Origin of the sequence: Pseudomonas sp. JAI115 (assembly GCF_014200835.1) — a bacterium.
GTDB classification, from domain to species: domain Bacteria; phylum Pseudomonadota; class Gammaproteobacteria; order Pseudomonadales; family Pseudomonadaceae; genus Aquipseudomonas; species Aquipseudomonas putida_A.
In genome coordinates this window covers 86398-101520 of record NZ_JACHCY010000006.1, presented here as the reverse complement: position 1 = coordinate 101520, position 15123 = coordinate 86398, and the positions used below count along the sequence as shown (strand labels likewise).

16 protein-coding genes are annotated in these 15123 nt (G+C 60.3%); all 16 read right to left on the bottom strand.

Annotated elements, in window-relative coordinates; all coding sequences use genetic code 11:
• Positions 1–157: 157 nt before the first annotated feature.
• The 16 genes from HDC30_RS15980 to iscA all read right to left on the bottom strand — a co-directional run bounded on the left by HDC30_RS15980 (position 158) and on the right by iscA (position 15097).
• Positions 158–949, bottom strand: a complete 792-nt coding sequence (locus HDC30_RS15980; protein ID WP_007964443.1) for an amidohydrolase — start codon at positions 947–949, stop codon at positions 158–160.
• A complete protein-coding gene (locus HDC30_RS15975; protein WP_027612131.1) occupies positions 937–2085 on the bottom strand; it encodes a pyridoxal phosphate-dependent aminotransferase in 1149 nt (382 codons plus the stop codon). Before HDC30_RS15975 ends, HDC30_RS15980 begins: the two co-directional genes overlap by 13 nt.
• 237 nt (positions 2086–2322) lie before the next feature.
• Positions 2323–3795, bottom strand: coding sequence for a ribosome biogenesis GTPase Der (der, locus tag HDC30_RS15970; RefSeq protein ID WP_041071834.1), 1473 nt, complete (start codon positions 3793–3795; stop codon positions 2323–2325).
• 211 nt (positions 3796–4006) lie between these two features.
• Positions 4007–5158, bottom strand: a complete 1152-nt coding sequence (gene bamB, locus HDC30_RS15965; protein ID WP_027612133.1) for an outer membrane protein assembly factor BamB — start codon at positions 5156–5158, stop codon at positions 4007–4009.
• Positions 5151–5792, bottom strand: coding sequence for a tetratricopeptide repeat protein (locus tag HDC30_RS15960; protein WP_007964436.1), 642 nt, complete (start codon positions 5790–5792; stop codon positions 5151–5153). Before HDC30_RS15960 ends, bamB begins: the two co-directional genes overlap by 8 nt.
• A gap of 41 nt (positions 5793–5833) precedes the next feature.
• A complete protein-coding gene (gene hisS, locus HDC30_RS15955) occupies positions 5834–7123 on the bottom strand; it encodes a histidine--tRNA ligase (RefSeq protein ID WP_027612134.1) in 1290 nt (429 codons plus the stop codon).
• A gap of 36 nt (positions 7124–7159) precedes the next feature.
• Positions 7160–8269 carry a flavodoxin-dependent (E)-4-hydroxy-3-methylbut-2-enyl-diphosphate synthase gene (gene ispG, locus HDC30_RS15950; protein WP_007964434.1) on the bottom strand — a complete coding sequence of 370 codons (1110 nt, stop codon included), beginning with the start codon at positions 8267–8269 and terminating at the stop codon, positions 7160–7162.
• A gap of 3 nt (positions 8270–8272) precedes the next feature.
• The gene (locus HDC30_RS15945; protein ID WP_115988960.1) at positions 8273–9310 is read right to left on the bottom strand and encodes a RodZ family helix-turn-helix domain-containing protein; all 1038 of its coding nucleotides are present in this window, start codon (positions 9308–9310) and stop codon (positions 8273–8275) included.
• Positions 9310–10068 carry a type IV pilus biogenesis/stability protein PilW gene (pilW, locus tag HDC30_RS15940; RefSeq protein WP_007964430.1) on the bottom strand — a complete coding sequence of 253 codons (759 nt, stop codon included), beginning with the start codon at positions 10066–10068 and terminating at the stop codon, positions 9310–9312. The genes HDC30_RS15945 and pilW overlap by 1 nt, the downstream gene beginning before the upstream one ends.
• Before the next feature lie 12 nt (positions 10069–10080).
• Positions 10081–11229, bottom strand: a complete 1149-nt coding sequence (gene rlmN, locus HDC30_RS15935; RefSeq protein WP_003227893.1) for a 23S rRNA (adenine(2503)-C(2))-methyltransferase RlmN — start codon at positions 11227–11229, stop codon at positions 10081–10083.
• Between the two features lie 28 nt (positions 11230–11257).
• A complete protein-coding gene (ndk, locus tag HDC30_RS15930) occupies positions 11258–11683 on the bottom strand; it encodes a nucleoside-diphosphate kinase (protein WP_007964426.1) in 426 nt (141 codons plus the stop codon).
• Between the two features lie 87 nt (positions 11684–11770).
• Positions 11771–11971 carry a Fe-S cluster assembly protein IscX gene (gene iscX / locus HDC30_RS15925; RefSeq protein ID WP_003227895.1) on the bottom strand — a complete coding sequence of 67 codons (201 nt, stop codon included), beginning with the start codon at positions 11969–11971 and terminating at the stop codon, positions 11771–11773.
• 14 nt (positions 11972–11985) lie between these two features.
• Positions 11986–12327, bottom strand: coding sequence for an ISC system 2Fe-2S type ferredoxin (gene fdx / locus HDC30_RS15920; protein WP_007964424.1), 342 nt, complete (start codon positions 12325–12327; stop codon positions 11986–11988).
• Positions 12327–14192, bottom strand: coding sequence for a Fe-S protein assembly chaperone HscA (gene hscA / locus HDC30_RS15915; RefSeq protein WP_183783934.1), 1866 nt, complete (start codon positions 14190–14192; stop codon positions 12327–12329). Before hscA ends, fdx begins: the two co-directional genes overlap by 1 nt.
• A 51-nt stretch (positions 14193–14243) precedes the next feature.
• Complete coding sequence (gene hscB / locus HDC30_RS15910; protein ID WP_003227901.1) at positions 14244–14765, bottom strand: co-chaperone HscB; 522 nt, start codon at positions 14763–14765, stop codon at positions 14244–14246.
• A gap of 8 nt (positions 14766–14773) precedes the next feature.
• Positions 14774–15097 carry an iron-sulfur cluster assembly protein IscA gene (gene iscA, locus HDC30_RS15905; protein WP_003227904.1) on the bottom strand — a complete coding sequence of 108 codons (324 nt, stop codon included), beginning with the start codon at positions 15095–15097 and terminating at the stop codon, positions 14774–14776.
• Positions 15098–15123 lie beyond the last annotated feature (26 nt).

Below are 15123 nucleotides of genomic sequence, written 5' to 3'. Positions count from 1 at the left end.
GGCCCCGAAATGTAAGTTCCGGGGCCTTTTTTTTGCCTGATGCTTTTTTACTGACTTTTATGGCCCCTTCGCGAGCAGGCTCGCTCCCACATTTGGAATGCATTTCCCTGTGGGAGCGAGCCTGCTCGCGAAGGCGTCCTGACAGGCGCTGCGAGTATCAGGTGAACTCGAAGGTATCTGCATCCAGATTGGCCGGAAAGCGCTCCCGATACGCCGCCAGTGGCGCGGCTTCCAGCACGACCTTGAACACCCCGTCCGCCTCCCCCGCCGCCAGCAACGTCTCGCCCTGGAAATCCAGCACCTGACTGTCGCCGGTATAGGCAAAGCCCTTGCCGTCGGTGCCGATCCGGTTCACTGCCGCCACGTAGCACAGGTTTTCAATCGCCCGCGCCGGCAACAAGCGGTTCCAGTGCAGACGCCGCGCACCCGGCCAGTTGGCGGTGTACAGCAGCAGATCGGTGTCCTGCGCGTCGCGACTCCACACCGGGAAACGCAGGTCGTAGCAAATCAGCGGCCGAATCCGCCAGCCCTTGAGTTCGAACTGCACCTGGCGCTCGCCGGGGGTGTAGTGGTTGTGCTCACCGGCCATGCGGAACAGGTGGCGCTTGTCGTAATGCCAGACTTCGCCGTCCGGGCGTGCCCACAGCAGGCGATTGCGATGGCTGCCGTCCGCCGCCTGAATGATCACGCTGCCGGTGATCACCGCATTCAGCTTCGCGGCCTGCGCCTTCATCCACTTGCTGGTCGGGCCATGCTCGGCTTCGGCGAGGGTTTCCGACTCCATGGAGAAGCCAGTGGTGAACATCTCCGGCAGGATGATCAGGTCGGCGCCTCGGGCCTGCTCCAGCAGCACCTCGAAGTGCTCGAGGTTGGCCTGACGATCATGCCAGGCCAGGCTGGTCTGGATCAGCGCCAGATTGAGATCGGGCAATGCACTCAGATCACGCATAGTTTTGCCGCTGCTTCGCGCAGCGTCTCCTCGCGTTTGGCGAAGCACAGGCGCACCAGGCGCTGGCCTTCGGGTGGATTCTGGTAGAACACCGACACCGGAATGCTCGCCACGCCGTGTTCGCGAGTCATCCAGATCGCCATGTCGACGTCGTTCAAGTCAGGGCGGATCTGCGAGTAGTCGACCAACTGGAAATACGTGCCGGTGACGCGGGTGAAGGTAAAGCGCGACGGCGCCAGCAAATCGCAGAACAGGTCGCGCTTGGCCTGATAGAAACCCGGAAGCTCTTCGACGTGTTCCGGGTGCTCGGCCATGTAATCGGCCAGGGCATATTGTAGCGGCGTGACACCGCAGAAACTGACGTACTGGTGCACTTTGCGCAGCTCGGCGGTCAGCGCCGGCGGTGCAACCACGTAACCGGTTTTCCAGCCGGTGACGTGGTAGGTCTTGCCGAACGAGCTGACCACGAAGGCGCGCTGATACAGCTCTTCGTGAGCCAACACACTGACATGCGGCACGCCGTCGAACACCAAGTGTTCGTACACCTCGTCGCTGATCAGATAGATGTCGCGACCACGGATCAACTCCGCCAGTTGATCCAGTTCGGCACGGCTGATCAGTGCACCGCTCGGGTTGTGCGGTGTGTTGATGACGATCATTTTCGTGCGCGGGCTGAGGGCCGCGGCGAGCTTGTCGAAATCGATGGAGAAATCGTGCGGGTTCAGTTGCACATGCACGCAGCGGCCGCCCGCCAACTGCGTCGCCGGTTCATAGCTGTCGTAGCACGGGTCGAACACGATGACTTCGTCGCCGCTGTGGATAACCGCCTGAATCGCACAGAAGATCGCTTGGGTCGCACCCGGCGTGACGGTCACTTCGCTGTCGGCATCGACTTTCACGCCATAGCTGCGCGCGATCTTCGCCGCGATCTGCTCGCGCAGCGCCGGCAGGCCGGTCATCGGTGAATACTGGTTGTGGCCGCTGGCGATATGCCGACCGACCGCGTCACGCAGGGATTGCGGGCCGTCGAAGTCAGGGAAACCCTGGGACAGGTTGATCGCTCCGGTCTGTGCCGCGAGCTGAGACATCTGCGTGAAAATAGTGATGCCGACGTTCGGCAGCTTACTGGTGATCATCGAGGGGTTCCCTGCTCTACACCCGGCTCTGACGGCGGCGCGGGAGAGCCCGAGAATAGCCCATCCGGCGCCCATAAAAAAAGGGCGCCCAACTGAGCACCCTTCTTTCATTTATAGCGCAGCAACCTTGTGGCGAGGGGATTCATCCCCGATCGGCTGCGAAGCAGTCGCAAACCCTATGACAGGTATTTGAGGTCGCTTCGCAACCCGTCGGGGATAAATCCCCTCACCACAGGATCACTTCTTGTCGCGGCGCTTCTTGCTGGCTTTCTTGTTGTGCGACATCAAACGACGCTTCTTGTTGACCTGGCGGTCGGTCAGCGTGTTCTTGTTGCCTTCGTACGGGTTTTCGCCCCCCTTGAACTCGATGCGGATCGGCGTACCGACCAGCTTCAGCACACGGCGGTAAGTGTTCTCCAGATAGCGCACATACGACTTCGGCACTTTCTCGATCTGGTTACCGTGGATCACGATGATCGGCGGGTTCGCGCCACCCAGGTGAGCGTAACGCAGCTTGATCCGGCGGCTGTTGACCATCGGCGGCTGGTGCTCGCTGACCGCGTCTTCGAGAATTTGCGTCAGGCGGCTGGTCGGCCAGCGGGTGACCGCGGACTTGAACGAGTTCTGCACCGAGGCGTAGAGGTTGCCCACGCCAGTGCCGTGCAGCGCCGAGATGAAGTGAATGTCGGCGAAGTCGACGAAGAACAGCCGACGCTGCAGCTCGACCTTGACGAAGTCACGCTCGCTCGGGGTCATGCCGTCCCATTTGTTGATTGCGATCACCAGCGCACGGCCGGCTTCGAGGGCAAAGCCCAGCAGGTTGAGGTCGTGATCGACCACACCTTCGCGGGCGTCCATCACGAAGATCACCACGTTGGCGTCTTTGATCGCCTGCAGGGTTTTGACCACGGAGAATTTTTCGACTTCTTCGTGGATCTTGCCGCGCTTGCGCACACCGGCGGTGTCGATCAGCGTGTACTTCTCGTCGTTACGCTCGAACGGGATGTAGATACTGTCGCGGGTGGTGCCGGGCTGGTCGTAGACGATGACGCGGTCTTCACCGAGCATGCGGTTGACCAGAGTCGACTTGCCGACGTTCGGACGGCCGATGATGGCGATCTTGATCCCGTCTTTTTCGCTCGGGCCAGGAATGCGCTTGGCTTCCTCACCCTCGGCGACGATCTCTTCCTCTTCGCCTTCCTGCGGCTCGTCTTCGTCACGCGGGAAATCGCTCAGCGCCGCTTCCAGCAGTTGAGTGATACCACGGCCGTGAGCACCGGCGATCGGGATCGCGTGGCCCATGCCCAGCGGGGCGAATTCAGCGCGGGCCATTTCCGGGTCGATGTTGTCGACCTTGTTGGCAACCACGTGGGAACGCTTGTTACGCTTGCGCAAGTGTTCGGCGATCATCTGGTCGGCGGCGGTGAAACCGGCCTTGGCATCTACCAGGAACAGCACAACATCCGCTTCTTCAATGGCCAGCAGCGACTGCTCGGCCATTTTTTCGTCCATACCGTGTTCGTCACCGGAGATACCACCGGTGTCGATCAGAATGTAGGAACGCCCTTGCCACTTGGCCTCACCGTACTGGCGATCACGGGTCAGACCGGACAAGTCGCCGACGATGGCGTCGCGAGTCCTGGTCAGGCGGTTGAACAAGGTGGATTTGCCGACGTTCGGTCGGCCCACCAGGGCGATTACGGGAACCATGCGGCTCTCCACTTCGTTATTTCAGAAAATACAAAAGCCGCTGCGAGGCAGCGGCTGGTGCTCGGGGCAACACTGTGGGAGCGGGCTTGCTCGCGAAAGACCGTATCAGCACCGCGTTTAATCAGGCTGTACGCGTCTTCGTTGAAGCCTTCGCGAGCAAGCCCGCTCCCACAAATGAAGCTGCCTGGGGCGTTAACCCCAAGCATAGTTGTTACTTGATGGTCAGGGCTTCCAGTTTGCCGCTGTTGCCATACACATAGATCGTGTTGCCCACCACCAGCGGACGGGCACGCAGGCCGTCACTGTCGATACGCTCACGACCCACAAAACGACCGTCCACCTGGCTCAACAGGTGCAGGTAACCTTCCAGGTCACCGACGGCTACGTAGCTGGAGAACACTTCCGGCGCCGACAGCTGGCGGCGAGCCAGCGAGTCGTTGCTCCACAGTGCAGTGGTCGAACGCTCGTCAACGCCTTCAACGGTGCCCGAAGACAGACTCACGTAGACGTTGCCGAAACCCTGGGCAACACCGGCATAGCTCGATGCATCGCGCTGCCACAGCTGGCGACCGCTTTGCAGATCGAGTGCCGCAACGCGACCCTGATAGCTGGCAACGTACAGGGTTTCACCGGACAACAGCAGACCGCCGTCGATGTCGACCACGCGCTCCAGTTCCGAACGACCGGTTGGAATCGCGACCCGTTGTTCCCAGACCGGCACACCGTTGGAAATGTCCAGGGCGACCACTTTACCGGTCGACAGGCCAGCCACTGCGAGGCGGTTCGTCACGACAGGGGCGCTGGTGCCACGCAGGGTCAGTACCGCAGGGGTGCTGTCGTAAGTCCAGCGACGGTCGCCGGTAGCAGCGTCCAGACCGATCAGACGATCGTCCTGAGTCTGTACCACTACGACGTCACCGTTGTTGGCCGGTGGCGCGAGGACTTCGCTGGATACCCGGGCGCGCCACTTCTCTTCGCCGTTGATGGCGTCGAGGGCAACGATTTCACCCTTCAGGGTACCGATCGTGACCAGACCGTAGCCCACGCCAACGGCGCCGGAGACAGGCAGTTCAAGATCTTTTTTCCACTTCACGTCGCCATTGCTGCGATCCATGGCCATCAGCACGCCGGTCACATCGGCGGCGTAGATGGTGTCACCATCGATCGCCGGCACCAGCATGTTGTAGGTTTCGCCCTGACCGTCACCGATCGAACGGCTCCACTGCTTTTGCAGAACCACTTCTTCTTTGAAGTCGGTCAGCTCGGCCGGTGGCAGTTCTTTTTTGCTGTTGCTGCTGCAACCCGCGGCCAGAATGGCCAGAGCCAGCAATGCTGCATGCTTCCAACGGATCACGTCACGCATCCCCTTTGGCCAGGTCGTCAAGCTTGATTTGAAGGCCACCGACTGCCGCTTCATCCGACAGTGCCGCCTTGGCTTTTTGATACGCGGTGTTCGCCTCGTCGGTACGACCCAACTGAACCAGCAGATCACCCTTGAGTTCTTCGCGAGTGGCCAGGAACGCCTTGTCGGCATCGCCGTCGAGCAGCTTCAGGGCTTCATCGGCCTTGTTCTGCGCACCCAGCACCTGCGCCAGACGCTGACGGGCGATTTCGCCCAGCGCCGGGTTGGCCGGTTTGGCAACGATGGCTTTGAGTTCAGTCGCAGCGTCGTCCAGCTTGCCGCTGTCGACCGCTACTTTGGCCACGAACAGGCTGCCGTACTGCGCGTACGCGGTGCCGCCGAATTCGCTGTTGAGCTTGCCGGCCAGATCCGCAACGCGGGCAGCGTCAGGCTTGCCGTCCGGGGTCAGCGTTGTTTCCAGCAGTTGCTGATAGAGCACCGAGGCGCCTTGCGACTGGTTGCTCTGATACTTGTGAAAAGCCTGCCAGCCGAACACGATGACCAGCGCCAACAGGCCGCCGGTGACCAGAGGTTTGCCGTTGCGTGTCCACCAGTCCTTCAAATCCGCCAACTGTTCGTCTTCGGTACTCGACACCCCAATACTCCTTAATCGCTAAATCGGCTGTTTAGACAGCTTCAACCCTGCACGACGCAGGTGGCCAGGTGAGCGGCAAGCGCATCCCAGGCAATGCTTTGTTGTTCGCCCTGGCCACGCAGGGGTTTGAAACCTACCACTTGCTGGGCCATTTCGTCGTCACCCAGGATCAGTGCATACAGCGCACCGCTCTTGTCGGCTTTCTTGAACTGGCTTTTGAAGCTGCCGGCGCCGGCATTGACTTGCAGGCGCAGGTTCGGAAGCTGGTCACGCACACGCTCGGCCAGGGCCAGACCGGCCAGTTCGGCCTCCTCGCCAAAGGCGCAGAGGTAAACGTCGACCTGACGGGAGATTTCTTCCGGGATCTGCTCCAGGGTTTCGAGCATCAACACCAGACGCTCGATGCCCATGGCGAAACCCACGCCTGTAGTCGGCTTGCCGCCCATCTGCTCGACCAGACCGTCGTAACGACCGCCCGCGCAGACCGTGCCCTGAGCGCCGAGCTTGTCGGTGACCCATTCGAATACGGTTTTGCTGTAGTAATCGAGGCCGCGCACCAGTTTCGGGTTGAGCACGTACGGGATGCCAACCGCGTCCAGACGCGCCTTCAGACCTTCGAAGTGCGCACGGGATTCGTCGTCCAGGTAGTCGGCCATCTTCGGCGCATCGACCAGTACCGCCTGAGTGTCGGCATTTTTGGTGTCGAGCACGCGCAGCGGGTTGGTTTTCAGGCGACGCTGGCTGTCTTCGTCGAGCTTGTCGTGGTGCGCCGAGAGGTACTCGACCAGCGCTTCACGATAGCGACCACGGGACTCGCTGGTGCCCAGGCTGTTGAGTTCGAGCTTGACCGCATCACGGATACCCAGCTCGCCCCACAGGCGCCAGGTCATGATGATCAGCTCGGCATCGATGTCCGGACCGTCGAGGTTGAACACCTCCAGACCGATCTGGTGGAACTGGCGATAACGGCCTTTCTGCGGACGCTCGTGGCGGAACATCGGGCCGATGTACCAGAGTTTCTGCACCTGACCACCGCCGGTGATGCCATGTTCGAGCACCGCACGCACGCACGCCGCTGTGCCTTCCGGACGCAGGGTCAGGGAGTCGCCGTTGCGGTCTTCGAAGGTGTACATCTCTTTTTCGACGATGTCGGTCACTTCACCGATCGAGCGCTTGAACAGCTCGGTGAATTCGACGATTGGCATGCGGATCTGCTTGTAACCGTAGTTATCCAGCAGACGCGCGACAGTGCCCTCGAAATAACGCCACAGCGGGGTCTGTTCGGGCAGGATGTCGTTCATGCCACGAATGGCTTGCAGAGACTTGCTCACTTTAAATCCTTAAATTCATTCGGCTTTCAGTCAGGCTCAGCCGCGCGCGATGACCGCTGCGTCAGCTTCGACCTTCTCGGCCGCTTTCTCGCGGATCAGCTTTTCCAGCTCGTCCACCAGATTGTCATTCGTCAGTTTCTGCGACGGCTTGCCGTCGATGTAAATCAGGTTTGGCGTGCCGCCGGTCAAGCCGATATGGGCTTCCTTGGCTTCGCCGGGGCCGTTGACCACGCAACCGATCACCGCGACATCCAGCGGCACCAGCAGGTCTTCAAGGCGCCCTTCCAGCTCGTTCATGGTCTTGACCACATCGAAGTTCTGCCGCGAGCAGCTCGGGCAGGCGATGAAGTTGATGCCACGGGAACGCAGATGCAAAGACTTGAGAATGTCGTAACCGACCTTCACTTCCTCGACCGGATCGGCCGCCAGCGAGATGCGGATAGTATCGCCAATCCCCTCGGCGAGCAGCATACCTAGGCCCACGGCGGATTTCACTGTGCCCGAACGCAATCCACCGGCTTCGGTGATGCCCAGGTGCAGCGGCTGGACGATTTCTTTCGCCAGCAGACGGTAGGCTTCGACGGCCATGAACACGTCGGAGGCTTTCACGCTGACCTTGAAGTCCTGGAAATTCAGGCGCTCGAGGTGCTCGACGTGACGCAGCGCGGACTCGACCAGTGCAGCCGGGGTCGGTTCGCCGTATTTCTTCTGCAGGTCTTTTTCCAGCGAGCCGGCGTTGACACCGATACGGATCGGAATCCCGCGGTCACGGGCGGCATCGACCACGGCACGCACCCGGTCTTCACGACCGATGTTGCCCGGGTTGATGCGCAGGCAGTCCACACCCAGTTCGGCGACGCGCAGCGCGATCTTGTAGTCGAAGTGGATGTCGGCAACCAGCGGCACCTTGACCAGTTGCTTGATCCTGCCGAACGCCTCGGCGGCGTCCATGTCCGGTACCGAAACGCGGACGATGTCGACGCCGGCCGCTTCCAGACGATTGATCTGGGCGACGGTGGCAGCCACATCATTGGTGTCGCTGTTGGTCATGCTCTGCACAGCGATAGGCGCATCGCCGCCAACAGGTACGTTACCGACCCAGATCTTGCGCGAAACGCGACGTTTGATTGGAGATTCGCCGTGCATGACTTATTGACCCAACTTCAGGCGAGCAGTCTCGCCACTGGTGAACGGAGCGATATCGACCGGTTGGCCGTTGTAGCTGACCTGTGCGGCGCGAGCCACACCCAGACGCACCGCCAGTGGCGGCTTGCCGGAAACCGAAACGCTGTCGCCTTTATGTTTCAGACCGCTGAACAGCACTTTGCCGCGACCATCGGTGACCTGTGCCCAGCAATCGGCGGTGAACTGCAGTTGCACCTGGCCGTCGCCAGCCGCTGGGACAGCTGCTTCTGCGGTCGGCGCAGGGGTAGCCGCGACCACTGGTGCGGTGACCGTCGGCGCTGGTGTGGCCGGGGCATTCGGTGCCGGAGTCGCCGGAGCCGCCACAACCGGAGCCGGTGTGTGAACCGGTGCGGCTGGCGTGGTTGCAGCCGGGGCGGCTGGTGCGGTGGCCGGAGCAACCGGCTCGGCACCGGTCGATTCAGCGGTGGTTTCCGATTGCGGCAGTGCCAGCGCGGTTGCGCCCTCGGCCTGACCTTCGGCAACGGCCTGGTCTTCCGGCTCGTCGATCGGGTGAATCTGTGTGGTGCCGTCGGCGCCTTCGACTTCAACGTGCTCAGGGGCCAGGCTGGTCACGTCCTTGCTGCGCTGCGAGGTCTGATCCTGCCACCAGACGAAACCGCCGCCGATGACCGCGACCAGCAACAGCAGGCTGACAATACGCAAAATAGTGTGTGAAACCCGCACCGGCTCTTCGATACGACCCAGCGCATGCACGTTGCTGCCCTGTGAGTCGGTGCCGGTGGACTGGTCGAATTGCTGAACCAGAACAGTCTGATCCATCCCGAGCAATTTGGCATAAGCGCGAATGTAACCGCGAGCGAAGGTATGCCCCGGCAGCTTGTCGAAAGCGCCAGCTTCAAGATTGCTCAGGGAAGTCACGGTGAGGTTGAGCTTGAGGGCCACTTCGGCCAGCGACCAGCCATTGCTTTCGCGGGCCTGGCGCAAAGTCTCACCGGGATTAACGCGAGTCGCTGCTACAACTTCGGGATGCGCCGCTTTCATCATTGCTCCGACAGGTATTGCTGATATTCCGGCGTACCGGGATAGAGTCGTTTTAATTGCAGGCCATAACTGGCGGCCTTGTCGCGATCTTCAAACACTTTTGCCAGCCGAACGCCGAGCAATAGACTACGTGCATTTTGCTCGGTTAGCAGGCTGAAACGGTCGTAATAGTCACGCGCGGGCACATAATGCCTGTCTTCGAAGGACAACTCAGCCATTTCCAGCAAAGCGCGCGGTTGTTGACGGTTCAGCCGTAGGGCTTTTTCCAGTTGCTGCTGTGCCAGATCCCGCTGACCGAGTTTCGAGGCGGTCATGCCGAGGTTCTCGAAGACTCGCGAACGCTCAGGATACAGGGTATCGGCGGCTGCCTGCTCAAAACGCTCGTAGGCTTCCTTGTAACGCTGTTCTTCGTAGAGAAAACTGCCGTAGTTATTGAGGATTCGTGCATCGGTGGGACGCGAGGACAGGGCTTTGCGGAAATGTTCGTCGGCCAGCTTCGGCTCCATTTCGGCCTGGAACACCAGGCCGAGGGCAGCGTTGGCATCAGGATCGGAGCCGTCCAGCTCCAGCGCTTTCTTCAGCGGCACCTTGGCGCGCTCGGTCATCCCTTGCTGCAAGTATCCCAGTCCCAGCTGCACGTAGGCGGCACGCGCTTCGTCGCGGCCCTTGCTGGTCTTCATCGGGTTGTAGTCACCCGACAGGACACAACCAGCACACAGGCTGGCCATCAGCAACAGCAGCGCAAAGCGCAGGGACATAGAGATCCTCTCTTAGTTAGTGTTCGCGGCGTTCTGTGCCAGATCGCTGTCGGCGCTCAACTCGCGCACGGCGATGTAACGTTCACTGCGACGGGTGCGATCCAGCACCTGCCCTACCAATTGACCACATGCGGCGTCGATGTCTTCACCACGGGTGGTGCGGACAGTGACGTTAAAGCCGGCCTGATGCAACTGATCCTGGAACCGACGAATGGCATTGTTGCTCGGCCGCTCGTACCCGGAATGCGGGAACGGGTTGAATGGAATCAGGTTGATCTTGCACGGAATGTCTTTGAGCAGCTCGATCATTTCCACGGCGTGCTCAAGCTTGTCGTTGACGTCCTTGAGCAAGGTGTACTCGATGGTCAGCACGCGTTTCTCGCCCAGGGCGGACATGTAGCGCTGGCACGACTCGAGCAGCATCTTAAGCGGATATTTCTTGTTGATCGGCACCAATTGGTTACGCAATGCGTCATTCGGTGCGTGCAGAGACAACGCCAGGGAGACGTCGATGTGCTTGGCCAGCTCATCGATCATCGGCACCACGCCCGAAGTGGACAGGGTCACGCGGCGCTTGGAGATCCCGTAACCGAGGTCATCCATCATCAGATGCATGGCGGCCACGACGTTGTCGAAGTTCAGCAGCGGTTCGCCCATGCCCATCATCACCACGTTGGTGATGGCGCGGTCGATGGTGGCGGGAACACTGCCGAAGGATTTGTTGGCAATCCACACCTGACCGATGACTTCGGCGGCGGTGAGGTTGCTGTTGAAGCCTTGCTTGCCGGTGGAGCAGAAACTGCAGTCCAGGGCACAGCCTGCCTGGGACGAAACGCACAGCGTGCCGCGTTTGCCCTGGGGAATGTACACGGTCTCGACACAGCTGCCGGACGCCACGCGCACCACCCACTTGCGGGTGCCGTCGCTGGAAATGTCCTCGCTGACCACTTCGGGACCACGGACCTCAGCAATAGCCTTGAGCTTGTCGCGCAAGGCCTTGCTGACGTTCGTCATGGCGTCGAAATCATCGACGCCAAAATGGTGAATCCATTTCATTACCTGACCGGCACGGAAACGCTTCTCCCCGATTGAGTCGAAGAATTTTTCCATTTCCGGCTGGGTCAGACCCAGCAGGTTTGTTTTAACAGTCGATGTAGTCATGGATTCACCTTCACTCTTTAAGCAATGCTTAGCGAGTGGTTACTTCAGTAGCTGCGAAGAAGTACGAGATTTCGCGAGCAGCAGCGGCTTCGGAGTCGGAACCGTGAACGGCGTTGGCGTCGATCGACTCGGCGAAGTCAGCACGGATGGTGCCAGCAGCAGCTTCTTTAGGGTTGGTAGCGCCCATCAGCTCACGGTTCAGAGCGATAGCGTTTTCGCCTTCCAGAACCTGAACAACAACAGGACCGGAGATCATGAAAGCAACCAGGTCGCCGAAGAAACCGCGCTCTTTGTGCTCAGCGTAGAAGCCTTCAGCTTCGGCTTTGGACAGTTGCTTCAGTTTCGAAGCTACAACGCGCAGGCCTGCTTTTTCGAAACGAGTGGTGATCTCGCCGATGACGTTTTTTGCAACAGCGTCAGGCTTGATGATGGAGAAAGTACGTTGAACAGCCATGGTGTAACTCCAGAAACAGTAATTTGCGAAAAATTAAACCCGCGAATTATACGCGGGTTCTTGGGTATTGCCTAACCTGCGAGACGATCAGTCCAATTCTGCGGCCCAAAGCTCCTGAACCCTTTCCAACACCTTCTCGCCAACGCGGCCAGAGGTCTTATCGAAGTCAGGCAGCTCCTCGATCATATGCTGCAGACGGACGAAACCTACAGAGTACGGATCGAGCCCCTCATGGGTCTCGGCCAATTCTTCTGCAATGCGTTGAACATCATTCCAACCGTAGCTCATGACAGTCTTACCAGTCAGTGCGGCGCTTCGGCCGCATGGTTAAGCGAATATTTCGGAATCTCGACGGTGATGTCTTCTTCACCAACGATAGCCTGACAGGCCAGACGCGATTGCGCTTCCAGACCCCAGGCGCGATCGAGGAAGTCTTCTTCCAGCTCGTCCGCCTCTTCCAGCGAGTCGAAACCCTCGCGGATGATGCAGTGGCAAGTGGTGCAGGCGCAGACGCCGCCGCAGGCGCTTTCCATCTCGATGTGGTGTTCGTGAGCCAGCTCGAGAATCGAAGTGCCGGGCTCGGCCTCGACAACCATGCCTTCAGGGCAGAACTTCTCGTGGGGCAGAAAAATGACCTGCGGCATCAGATATCCTCGATTTCATTCAGATTGCGCCCCGACAGAGCGGCTTTCACCGTCAGATCCATGCGGCGGGCAGCAAAAGCATCGGTCACTTGCGACAGACGCTTGGTCTGTTGCTCGATGGCGTAACCATCGGTGCCTTTCATCAGTTCGGCCAGTTCCTGCATCTGCAGCTCGATGACCATGCGCTCTTCGGCGTCGAGCAAACGCTCGCCATCAGCCTCCAGAGCGCCCTGCACCGCTTCGATCAGGCGCTGGGCATCGACTTGCTGCTCACGCAGGACGCGGGCAACCTTGTCGTCATTGGCGTGCTGGAACGAGTCCTTGAGCATCTTGGCGATTTCACCGTCGGTCAGACCGTAGGACGGTTTGACCTGAATGCTCGCCTCGACGCCCGAACCCAGTTCGCGGGCAGACACGCTGAGCAGGCCGTCGGCATCGACCTGGAAGGTCACGCGAATCTTCGCCGCACCGGCCACCATCGCCGGAATGCCGCGCAGTTCGAAGCGCGCCAGGGAGCGGCAATCGCTGATCAGCTCGCGCTCACCCTGCAGCACATGGATCGCCATGGCCGACTGGCCGTCTTTATAAGTAGTGAAGTCCTGCGCACGGGCGACCGGGATGGTGGTGTTGCGCGGAATCACCTTCTCCATCAGCCCGCCCATGGTTTCCAGCCCAAGGGACAGTGGAATCACGTCGAGCAGCAGCAGTTCGCCGCCATCACGCTTGTTGCCAGCCAGCGTATCCGCCTGGATCGCGGCCCCGATGGCCACCACTTGATCCGGGTCGATTTCGGTCAGTGGCTGACGACCGAAGGCTTCGGCGACGGCCTCGCGAACACGCGGCACACGGGTCGAACCACCGACCATGACCACGGCATGCACGTCTTCCAGCTCAATACCGGAATCACGCACAGCGCGGCGGCAGGCTTTCAGGCTGCGAGCAACCATCGGCTCGATTAGCGCATCGAAGGCTTCGCGGGTCAGCTGCGCTTTCCAGTCACCGTAGGCGACTTCAACGCTGGCCGCATCGGTCAGGGCTTCTTTGGCCGCACAGGCGGTTTGCAGCAGATTGCGTTGTGCGCCCGGGTCGAGATCGGCAGACAGGCCGGCGCTCTCGATAATCCAGCCGGCAATCGCGTGATCGAAGTCATCGCCGCCCAGCGCGCTGTCGCCGCCGGTGGCCAGCACTTCGAAAACACCGCCAGTCAGACGCAGAATCGAAATATCGAAGGTTCCGCCGCCCAGGTCATAGATTGCGACCAGACCTTCGGCGTGTTGATCCAGGCCATACGCCACGGCGGCAGCGGTCGGCTCGTTGAGCAGACGCAGCACATTCAGACCGGCGAGTTTCGCCGCATCCTTGGTGGCTTGGCGCTGCGCATCGTCGAAATACGCCGGAACGGTGATCACCGCACCGACCAGCTCGCCACCCAGGGTCGATTCAGCACGCTGACGCAAAACCTTGAGGATATCGGCAGAGACTTCGACCGGGCTTTTCGGACCTTGTACGGTGTCGATGAACGGCATGTGCGATTCGCCGCCGACAAAGCGGTATGGCAGTTGCTCGCCCAATTGCTTGACGTCGGACAGACCACGCCCCATCAGGCGCTTGACCGACAGCACAGTGTTCAAGGGATCGGAGGACGCGGCCAGTTTGGCCGACTCGCCAACCTCGACGCGGTCGGCGTGATAACGCACGGCGGACGGCAGGATGACCTGCCCGTCAGCGTCGGCCAGTGGCTCGGAAAGACCACTGCGCAACGCAGCGACCAGCGAATTGGTAGTGCCCAAGTCGATCCCCACAGCCAGACGACGCTGGTGCGGTTGAGGACTTTGGCCGGGTTCGGCGATCTGCAGTAGGGCCATCGTGATCAGGACTTATCTGTATATCAGGCGTGCGACCGGAGCGGCACTGGGTTAATCGTCGAGGCGCTCTTCTAACTGGCGCACTTCGTAGGTGAGCTTGTCGAGGAACTGCATGCGCCGCATCAGGCGTTCGGCCTGTTCGCGTTGCGCTGCATCATCCCAACAGGCTGCGAAGCTTTCGTTCAACTGTTCCTGAGCCACCTTCAGGCGCCGCTTGAATACCGCGACACCGTCGAGGTCGGCACTGTCCTGAAGGTCTTCGAGTTCTTCGCGCCATTGCATCTGCTGCAGAAGAAACTCGGGATCATGGACCGTGACTTCCATCGGCACTTCATGCCCGCTGATGGTCAGCAGATAGCGTGCACGCTGGGCCGGACTCTTGAGCGTCTGGTACGCGTCGTTGAGTCGCGCAGACTGCTCGAGCGCCGACCGCTGCTCGCGCTCGGAAGCGTCGGCAAAGCGGTCAGGATGAACACCGCGCGCCAACTCACGGTAGCGCGTGGCCAACTGCTCGAGATCCAGGCGAAAGCTCGGCTGCAGCTCGAATAAAGCGAAATGACAAGGAATACCCACGACAAGCCTCAGATGTTGAAGCTTTCGCCGCAGCCACATTCACCGCGTACGTTGGGGTTGTTGAACTTGAAGCCTTCGTTCAACCCTTCCTTGACGAAATCGAGCTCGGTGCCGTCCAGGTAAGCCAAGCTTTTCGGGTCGATGATCACTTTCTCGCCGTGACTTTCGAACACCTGATCCTCGGCAACCACCTCGTCGACAAACTCCAGCACGTAGGCAAGGCCGGAACAGCCCGTGGTGCGAACACCCAGACGAATCCCTTCACCTTTGCCGCGCCCGTCGAGGGAGCGTCGCACGTGTCGAGCAGCCGCTTCTGTCATGCTGATAGCCATCGTTGACTCCTTACTCGTCGCGCAAT

What these genes read in the sequence shown, in the direction of transcription:
- HDC30_RS15945 (WP_115988960.1), bottom strand. Translation starts at nt 9,310, where the DNA reads ATGAAAGCGGCGCATCCCGAAGTTGTAGCAGCGACTCGCGTTAATCCC.
- bamB (WP_027612133.1), bottom strand. Translation starts at nt 5,158, where the DNA reads ATGCGTGACGTGATCCGTTGGAAGCATGCAGCATTGCTGGCTCTGGCC.
- der (WP_041071834.1), bottom strand. Translation starts at nt 3,795, where the DNA reads ATGGTTCCCGTAATCGCCCTGGTGGGCCGACCGAACGTCGGCAAATCC.
- iscA (WP_003227904.1), bottom strand. Translation starts at nt 15,097, where the DNA reads ATGGCTATCAGCATGACAGAAGCGGCTGCTCGACACGTGCGACGCTCC.
- iscX (WP_003227895.1), bottom strand. Translation starts at nt 11,971, where the DNA reads ATGAGCTACGGTTGGAATGATGTTCAACGCATTGCAGAAGAATTGGCC.
- rlmN (WP_003227893.1), bottom strand. Translation starts at nt 11,229, where the DNA reads ATGACTACATCGACTGTTAAAACAAACCTGCTGGGTCTGACCCAGCCG.
- pilW (WP_007964430.1), bottom strand. Translation starts at nt 10,068, where the DNA reads ATGTCCCTGCGCTTTGCGCTGCTGTTGCTGATGGCCAGCCTGTGTGCT.
- hscA (WP_183783934.1), bottom strand. Translation starts at nt 14,192, where the DNA reads ATGGCCCTACTGCAGATCGCCGAACCCGGCCAAAGTCCTCAACCGCAC.
- ndk (WP_007964426.1), bottom strand. Translation starts at nt 11,683, where the DNA reads ATGGCTGTTCAACGTACTTTCTCCATCATCAAGCCTGACGCTGTTGCA.
- HDC30_RS15975 (WP_027612131.1), bottom strand. Translation starts at nt 2,085, where the DNA reads ATGATCACCAGTAAGCTGCCGAACGTCGGCATCACTATTTTCACGCAG.
- fdx (WP_007964424.1), bottom strand. Translation starts at nt 12,327, where the DNA reads ATGCCGCAGGTCATTTTTCTGCCCCACGAGAAGTTCTGCCCTGAAGGC.
- ispG (WP_007964434.1), bottom strand. Translation starts at nt 8,269, where the DNA reads ATGCACGGCGAATCTCCAATCAAACGTCGCGTTTCGCGCAAGATCTGG.
- HDC30_RS15980 (WP_007964443.1), bottom strand. Translation starts at nt 949, where the DNA reads ATGCGTGATCTGAGTGCATTGCCCGATCTCAATCTGGCGCTGATCCAG.